The sequence below is a fragment of the Nocardioides sp. genome (genome assembly GCF_035429765.1).
In the GTDB taxonomy this organism is placed as follows: Bacteria; Actinomycetota; Actinomycetes; order Propionibacteriales; family Nocardioidaceae; genus Nocardioides.
Window position 1 is genome coordinate 13,123 of sequence record NZ_DAOMFK010000035.1, and the last position, 7,621, is coordinate 20,743.

General features: G+C 73.7%; 8 protein-coding genes. 7 read left to right on the forward strand and 1 reads right to left on the reverse strand.

The annotated features are described in order from the left end of the window. Window positions 1-7: 7 nt before the first annotated feature. Window positions 8-1,135 (reverse strand): glycosyltransferase family 2 protein, encoded by a 1,128-nt coding sequence (locus PLP61_RS05745; RefSeq protein ID WP_324501251.1) that lies wholly within the window; start codon window positions 1,133-1,135, stop codon window positions 8-10. Between the two features lie 218 nt (window positions 1,136-1,353). Here PLP61_RS05745 and PLP61_RS05750 point away from each other — a divergent pair, with 218 nt between their 5' ends. From PLP61_RS05750 to PLP61_RS05780, 7 genes are all read left to right on the forward strand, one after another. After that, a complete protein-coding gene (locus PLP61_RS05750; RefSeq protein WP_324501253.1) occupies window positions 1,354-2,307 on the forward strand; it encodes a Rossmann-like and DUF2520 domain-containing protein in 954 nt (317 codons plus the stop codon). Beyond that, window positions 2,304-3,182, forward strand: a complete 879-nt coding sequence (panC, locus tag PLP61_RS05755) for a pantoate--beta-alanine ligase (protein ID WP_324501255.1) — start codon at window positions 2,304-2,306, stop codon at window positions 3,180-3,182. The genes PLP61_RS05750 and panC overlap by 4 nt, the downstream gene beginning before the upstream one ends. A 9-nt stretch (window positions 3,183-3,191) precedes the next feature. Then, window positions 3,192-4,862: an L-aspartate oxidase gene (locus tag PLP61_RS05760; RefSeq protein WP_324501257.1), complete on the forward strand. Its 1,671-nt coding sequence runs from the start codon at window positions 3,192-3,194 to the stop codon at window positions 4,860-4,862. Next, entirely contained in the window at window positions 4,859-5,758 is a 900-nt protein-coding gene (gene nadC, locus PLP61_RS05765) for a carboxylating nicotinate-nucleotide diphosphorylase (protein WP_324501259.1), read from the forward strand. The genes PLP61_RS05760 and nadC overlap by 4 nt, the downstream gene beginning before the upstream one ends. Before the next feature lie 2 nt (window positions 5,759-5,760). Next, window positions 5,761-6,537 (forward strand): type III pantothenate kinase, encoded by a 777-nt coding sequence (locus PLP61_RS05770; RefSeq protein ID WP_324501261.1) that lies wholly within the window; start codon window positions 5,761-5,763, stop codon window positions 6,535-6,537. Window positions 6,538-6,764: 227 nt separating this feature from the next. Continuing rightward, window positions 6,765-7,109 (forward strand): histone-like nucleoid-structuring protein Lsr2, encoded by a 345-nt coding sequence (locus PLP61_RS05775; protein WP_324501263.1) that lies wholly within the window; start codon window positions 6,765-6,767, stop codon window positions 7,107-7,109. Window positions 7,110-7,264: 155 nt separating this feature from the next. Further along, on the forward strand, window positions 7,265-7,621 hold a 357-nt coding region (locus PLP61_RS05780), incomplete at its 3' end, for a Clp protease N-terminal domain-containing protein (protein WP_324501265.1).

The window sequence follows — 7,621 nt, forward strand, 5'->3', positions numbered from 1 at the left end:
CGCCCGTTCAGTACTCGTGCGGGCGCAGCGCGAGCGCAGCCGGGTCGACGCTGGCCGCGTCCAGCACGGGGACGGCCAGTCGCGGCACGGCACCGCTGCGGTCGCGCGGGACCGGTGCGCCGGCGAGGCCGGCGACGTAGTCCATCACCGCGGCCGCGTCGGACCTGCGGCCCTGCTCGACCAGCCAGCCGGTGAGCCGGTGCACCGGCGGCAGCCCGCTGTGCACCAGCGACCGCTCCCCCCACAGCTCCAGCACCATGGCCCGCAGCAGCTCCCACCACGCGTCGTCACAGCCGGGGATCTCCACGAAGTACCGGTGCAGGTCACCGGCGAGCACCCGGTCGAGGAACAGCTCCTGGACCGCCGGGGAGCCGAGCTCGCGGACGCTGCTCAGCGACAGGCGCTTGGTCTCCGCCCGGTCGGCGAGGTCGACGAGCGAGGAGCGCTGCTGGGTGATGGAGGTCCCCTGCGCGCGGATCCGCCAGTGGTACACGACGTCGACGAGCACGTCGAACCGCCCGAGGAGGTAGGCCCTCGTGGTGGTCGGCTGGTCCTCGTACCGCGTCCCCTCGGGGAACGCGAGCCCCGCGGCCTGCCAGAACTCGCGCCGGAACAGCTTGTTGGGGGCGAAGACGTCGCCGAGGATCTCGGGATGGTCCTCGACGGTGAGCCCGGACCGCGGCTCGACCGCGTGCAGCCGCCGCATCCAGCGCGGCTCCTCCAGCGCACCGGCCTCCCACCGGACGAGGGAGCCGGTGACGAAGTCCGAGCCGGAGACCCCTAGCGCTCCCGCGAGCACGGGGTACGCCGTGGGCGGCACCACGTCGTCGGCGTCGCAGAAGCCCAGGAGCTCCCCCGTGGCCCGGCGCACCCCCTCGTTGCGCGCCGCCCCCAGCCCCCGGTTGGGCGTGTGGACCACGCGGACCCGGTCGTCCCGGGCGGCGTAGGCGTCGGCGATCCGCCCGGAGTCGTCGGTCGAGCCGTCGTCGACGACGACGACCTCCAGTGCGCCGTAGTGCGAGGCCAGCACGCTGTCCAGGCACTCCGGCAGCCACGGCGCGGCGTCGTACACCGCGACCACCACCGTGAGGAGCGGCAGATCGGGGTGCTGCTCCCGGCGGCGCCACGGTCTCATGCGGGCCAGCCTAGACAGGCGCGGACCGCCTGCGCGGGGTAGCGGGGGCCGGTCCGCCGGCTGCTCGGGCGGGTGGCGAGACCTACGTCACCATCCGGCCCGGTTCCCAGCCGGAATGGCGCCGCGTACCCTCTGCGTTGTCCTCAGCAGAACACCGTCTGGTACCCACACCGGCCCGATCACGGGTGGTCGGAGGGACTGGAACGAAAGGTTCGGCCATGAACACCAGCGCCCGCCCGCCCGCTGACGCCTCCCCGGGCGACCACTGCGGTCCTCGCGTAGGGGTGGTCGGTGCCGGCCGCGTCGGTGCCGTGCTCGCCGCCGCCCTGCGTGAGGCGGGCTACCGGGTAGTCTCCGCCGCCGGAGAGTCCGACGCGAGCCGCCGCCGGGCCGAGAGCCTGCTGCCCGGCGTCCCGCTGGACAAGCCCAGTGCGGTCGCCCGCTCCTGCGACGTGCTGCTGCTCACCGTGCCCGACGACATGCTCCACAACGTGGCCTCGGTGCTGAGCGCCTCGGGAGCCATCCGGCCCGGCCAGGTCGTCGTGCACACCTCCGGTCGGCACGGCCTCACCGTGCTCGCCGAGGCCGCAGCGGTCGGTGCCCGCACCATCGCGATGCACCCGGCGATGACGTTCACGGGTACGCCGGTGGACCTGCCGCGGCTGCACGGCTGCATCTTCGGGGTGACCGCGGGGGCGTCCGAGCGGGACCTGGTCGACCAGCTGGTGGCCGACCTCGGAGGGCGCACCATGTGGGTCCCCGAGGAGCGGCGCACCCTCTACCACGCCGCCCTGGCGCACGGCGCCAACCACCTGGTGACCCTGGTCAGCCAGGCGGTGGAGCTGCTGGCCGCGGCCGGAGCGGACAACCCCGACCTGCACCCGGCCGACACGCTGCGGCCGCTGCTGGCCGCGGCGCTGGACAACGCGCTGGATCAGGGGGACTCCGCCCTCACCGGTCCGATCGTGCGGGGCGACGTCAACACCGTCCGTGCCCACCTGGCCGAGATCGCCCGCAACGCCCCGCACACGCTGCCCTCCTACGTCACCCTGGCCCGCGACACGCTCGACCGGGTGGTCACCGACGGCCGCGTGCTGCCGATCCGGGCCGCGGCCATCCGCCGGGTCCTCGACGAGGCGACCGCTCCGGCGCAGCGGACTCCCCTGCAATGAGCCGGGAGCCGGTGCTGGCGGCCACCAGGGACGAGCTGGCCGCCGGCCTCTCGGCCTGGCGTGACGCCAGGCACCGGGTCGCGTTCGTCCCCACGATGGGCGCCCTGCACGAGGGGCACGCCAGCCTGATGCGGGTCGCCAGGGACGCGGTGGGCGAGGGCCCGGTGGTGGTGTCGGTCTTCGTCAACCCGCTGCAGTTCGGGCCGCGCGAGGACCTCGACCGCTACCCGCGGACCCTGTCGAAGGACCGGGAGACCTGTGCTGCCGAAGGCGTCGACCTGGTCTTCGCACCCGCCGTCGGGGAGGTCTACCCCGGGGGAGAGCCACAGGTCACGGTGGAGCCCGGGCCGCTGGGCACCATTCTCGAGGGCCGGACCCGGCCCGGCCACTTCCGGGGCGTGCTCACCGTGGTCGCCAAGCTCTTCGGCCTGGTCCGCCCCGACGTCGCGGTGTTCGGGCAGAAGGACTACCAGCAGCTCACGCTGATCCGCCGGATGGTCGCCGACCTGTGCCTGGGGGTGGAGGTGGTGGGCGCCGAGACCAGGCGCGAACCGGACGGGCTCGCGATGAGCTCGCGCAACAGCTACCTGGACGCCGGGCAGCGCCGGGACGCAGTGGCGCTGAGCCGGGCACTGCGGGCCGCCGCCCAGGCGGCTGCCGAGGGCCCCGAGCCGGCCCTCGCCGCGGCCCGGGCCGAGCTCGACACCGTCGGTTCCGTGGACGTCGACTACCTGGTGATCACCCGGCCCGACCTCGGCCCGCTGCCGGAGGAGATCGTCCCGGGGACACCCGCCCGGGCGCTCGTGGCGGCCCGGGTGGGCGGCACCCGGCTCATCGACAACATGCCCCTCATCCTCGGCCGGACCGAGCGATAGCCTGCGGCAATGGCCTCCACCCCGCGCCCTGTCCCCGAGCGGCTCGCCGCTCCCGAGCCGGGCTGGACCATCCGCGCCGACGTGGTGGTCGTGGGATCCGGGGTCGCCGGGCTCACCGCGGCGCTGCGCGTCCATGCACGTGAGCCCGGGCTACGGCTGCTGGTGGTCACCAAGGACGTCCTGGACGCCGGTTCGACCCAGTGGGCCCAGGGAGGTATCGCCGCTGCGCTCGGCCCCGGGGACACCCCTGAGCAGCACGAGCGCGACACGCTGGTGGCCGGTGCCGGGGGCTGCGACCGTGACGCCGTACGGGCCCTGGTCACCGAGGGCCCCGACGCCGTACGGGAGCTCATCGGGCTGGGCACCAACTTCGACCACGACCTCGACGGCGAGCTGAGCCTGACCCGCGAGGGCGGGCACCACCGCGACCGGATCGCGCACGCGGGCGGGGACGCCACCGGGGCCGAGATCCAGCGGGCGCTGCGCGCGGCGGTCGAGCGCGCCCCCGAGATCGAGGTGATCCAGCACGCCCTGGCCGTCGACCTGCTCCTCGCCGCCGACCGCGGGGTCGCCGGCCTCACGCTGCACGTGATGGGGGAGGGGCAGCGCGACGGCGTCGGCGCCGTCCACTGCCGAGCGGTGGTGCTGGCCAGCGGCGGACTCGGCCAGGTGTTCTCGCAGACCACCAACCCGGAGGTCTCCACCGGCGACGGGATGGCGCTCGCGCTGCGGGCCGGTGCGGCGCTGCGCGACCTGGAGTTCGTCCAGTTCCACCCGACGGTGATGTACCTCGGGCCCGACGCCAAGGGCCAGCAGCCGCTCATCTCCGAGGCGGTCCGGGGCGAGGGTGCGTTCCTGGTGGACTTCGAGGGTGTGCGGTTCATGCGCGGCGTGCACGAGCTCGCTGACCTCGCACCGCGCGATGTCGTGGCGAAGGCCATCACCCGCCGGATGCACGACACCGGCCACCCGCACATGTGGCTGGACGCCCGGCACCTCGGGGCGCAGTTCTGGGAGCGCCGCTTCCCGACCATCCTGGCCACCGCCCGCGAGCACGGGGTCGACCCGGTGACCGAGCTCATCCCGGTGGCGCCCGCCTGCCACTACGCCTCCGGAGGGGTCGCCACCGACCTGTGGGGCAGGTGCACCGTGCCGGGCCTCTACGCCACCGGAGAGGTCGCCTGCTCCGGGGTGCACGGCGCGAACCGGCTGGCCTCCAACTCGCTGCTGGAGGGACTGGTGTTCTCCCGCCGGATCGCCGCCGTGCTGCCCGGGGAGCTGCGTCCGTGGCAGCCGCCGGTCACCGACCCACGCCGGCCGGGGCTGGTCGCCGGCAAGCTGCGCGAGGAGCTGCAGGAGACGATGACCGGGCGGGCCGGCGTCCTGCGCTCGGCCACCGGCCTGGCCCAGGCCCTGGACCGGCTCGCCGCCCTGGCGACCGACCCCCACGGGGTGGAGACCGGGCAGGAGGCGTGGGAGACCACCAACCTGCTGACCCTCTCCACGGCGCTCGCGTCGGCGGCGCTGGCCCGGGAGGAGACCCGCGGCTCCCACTGGCGGGAGGACTTCCCGGACCGGGACGACCCGGCCTGGTCGGGACACTTCGACGCGACCCTGGCAGCGGGCGGCGTCGCCGTGACCTTCACCCCCACGCCCCCCACCGACGGAGGTGCCCTGTGACGCCGTACCACGAGCTCCCGGTCGACCTGCTCGCCGAGCTCCACGACGCGGGCCTGGACCCGGTCCCGGTCTTCGAGGCCATCCAGAGCGCGGTGGAGGAGGACCTGCCGGACGCCGGGGTGGACGTCACCTCGGCGGCCACCATCCCCGCCGAGGCCCGGGGGGTCGGCGACGTGGCGGCCCGCGAGGCCGGCGTGGTCGCCGGGCTCGGGGTGGCCGCCCTGGTGTTCCACTACGTGATGGGCGAGGACGTCGAGGTCACCGACCGCGTCCCGGACGGCTCCCGCGTGGCGCCCGGCGACGTCGTGATGCGGGTGGCCGGCCCGACGCAGGGACTGCTGACCGCTGAGCGCACCGCGCTCAACTTCGCCAGCCACCTCTCCGGCGTGGCCACCGCCACCGCGGCCTGGGCCGAGGCGCTGGCAGGCACCCGGGCCCGGGTGCTGGACACCCGCAAGACCCTGCCCAACTACCGCGCGCTGCAGAAGTACGCCGTGCGGTGCGGTGGCGGGGTGAACCACCGGTTCTCGCTCTCGGACATGGCCATGGTCAAGGACAACCACGTCGTGGCGGCGGGCGGGGTGGTCCCGGCGTACCGCGCGGTGCGTGCGGCGTACCCGGACGTCCCGGTGGAGGTGGAGGTCACCGACCTGGCCCAGCTGCGCGAGCTGCTGGACGCGGGGTGCGGGCACATCCTGCTGGACAACATGGACACCGCGACCATGGCCGAGGCGGTCGCGCTCACCGCTGGCCGGGCCGTCCTGGAGGCCTCCGGGGGGCTGACCCTGGAGCGCGCGCGGGAGGTGGCCGGGACGGGGGTCGACTTCATCTCGGTCGGGGCGCTCACCCACTCCGTCCGGGTGTTCGACCTCGGCCTGGACCTCGTGGAGCAGTAGCGGTGCCGACCTTCGCCGCCGACATCGGCAACAGCGACACGATGCTGGGGCTGCTCGAGGGCGACCGGGTGCTCGCGCACTGGCGGGTCTCGACCGACGAGCACCGCACGGCCGACGAGTGGGACGTGCTGGTGCGGGGGCTCCTCGACCGGGTCTCCCCGGCTCCCCGGATCACCGGCGTGGCGGTCTGCTCCACGGTGCCCTCGGTCGTGCACGAGTGGCGGGAGGCCCTCGACCTGCGCTTCCCCGGGCTGCCCCGCGTGTTCGTCGAGCCGGGCACCCGGACCGGGGTCCCGGTGCTCACCGACAACCCGCGTGAGGTGGGTGCCGACCGGGTCTGCAACGCCGTCGCCGCGGCGGCACGGTGGGGTGGCCCGGCGATCATCGTGGACTTCGGCACGGCAATCACCTTCGACGTGCTCAACGCCCGCGGGCAGTACGTCGGCGGCGCGATCGCGCCGGGCATGGAGATATCGCTGGAATCGCTCGGCCGCCGCGCGGCGCAATTGCGCCAGGTCGAATTGCACCGACCGCGGACGGTGATCGCCCGCAATACCGTGGAAGCGGTCCAGTCGGGAATGGTCTTCGGATTCGCCAGTCTCGTCGAGGGAATGGTCGAGCGGATGGTCGCCCAGCTCGACGTGCCTGCCGAGAGCGTCGAGGTGGTCTCGACCGGCCACCTCGCCCCGCTGGTCGCCCAGGAGTGCGCCTGCTTCACCGCCCACGTGCCGCTGCTCACGCTGCAGGGGCTGGGGCTGGTGTTCGACCGGAACACGTGACCGGGGCTGCTGCTGGATTGCCTCGACAAGTCCACCAGGGCCGCGTCGATCCCAGGGGATTCCGATGGTCAGAATGCGGTCGCTGCTGCCGGGAAGCGCTGTGCGGAAATCCGATCCGGCTTTTCGGCAGCGAGAATGAATGGTACGGCGCTGCGCATTTCCCGCGGTCAGGAATCCCGGTACCCTGCATTTCTGCCCGTATCGTGCAATTCGAAGGATGTGCCCCCATGGCCCAGAAGGTCAGCATTGTTCTCGTCGACGACCTCGACCAGTCCGCCGCCACCCAGACGGTGTCGTTCGGCCTCGACGGCACGTCGTACGAGATCGACCTGAGCGACGAGAACGCCGCGGCGCTGCGTGAGGCGCTGGCCGGCTACGTCGGGGTGGCCCGCAAGGTGTCGGGTCGGTCGCGTCGTGGCCGTCGACCGGCCGCCTCCGGCGGTTCCGGGAGCTCCGGCGCCAGCACCCGGCAGGTGCGCGACTGGGCGCGCAGCAACGGCTACCAGGTCTCCGAGAGGGGCCGGGTGCCCGCCGAGGTCCAGCGCGCCTTCGACGAGGCGCACGGAGGCTGAGCCGCCGCTGCCGGCTGTTCGCTGTGAGCGGAGCGGGTCTGCGGTCCCCGGGGAACACGTAGGCTGTCAGCAGAGTTGAACCTCAGGTGTGCGGTGGGCCGGCGCATGGCGTCGCCCGCCGCTACGTCGCAGCAGCTCCAGGAACGAGGCAGAAGATGTTCGAACGGTTCACAGACCGCGCCCGGCGGGTGGTCGTGCTGGCCCAGGAAGAGGCCCGCATGCTCTCCCACAACTACATCGGGACCGAGCACATCCTGCTCGGCCTGATCCACGAGGGCGAGGGTGTGGCGGCCAAGGCGCTGGAAAGCCTCGACATCTCCCTGGAGGCGGTGCGGGCCCAGGTCGAGGAGATCATCGGGCAGGGCCAGCAGGCCCCCAGCGGCCACATCCCCTTCACGCCGCGCGCCAAGAAGGTCCTGGAGCTCTCGCTGCGCGAGGCGCTGCAGCTGGGCCACTCCTACATCGGCACCGAGCACATCCTGCTCGGCCTGATCCGCGAGGGCGAGGGCGTC

What these genes read in the sequence shown, in the direction of transcription:
- PLP61_RS05745 (WP_324501251.1), bottom strand. Translation starts at nt 1,135, where the DNA reads ATGAGACCGTGGCGCCGCCGGGAGCAGCACCCCGATCTGCCGCTCCTC.
- PLP61_RS05750 (WP_324501253.1), top strand. Translation starts at nt 1,354, where the DNA reads ATGAACACCAGCGCCCGCCCGCCCGCTGACGCCTCCCCGGGCGACCAC.
- panC (WP_324501255.1), top strand. Translation starts at nt 2,304, where the DNA reads ATGAGCCGGGAGCCGGTGCTGGCGGCCACCAGGGACGAGCTGGCCGCC.
- PLP61_RS05760 (WP_324501257.1), top strand. Translation starts at nt 3,192, where the DNA reads ATGGCCTCCACCCCGCGCCCTGTCCCCGAGCGGCTCGCCGCTCCCGAG.
- PLP61_RS05775 (WP_324501263.1), top strand. Translation starts at nt 6,765, where the DNA reads ATGGCCCAGAAGGTCAGCATTGTTCTCGTCGACGACCTCGACCAGTCC.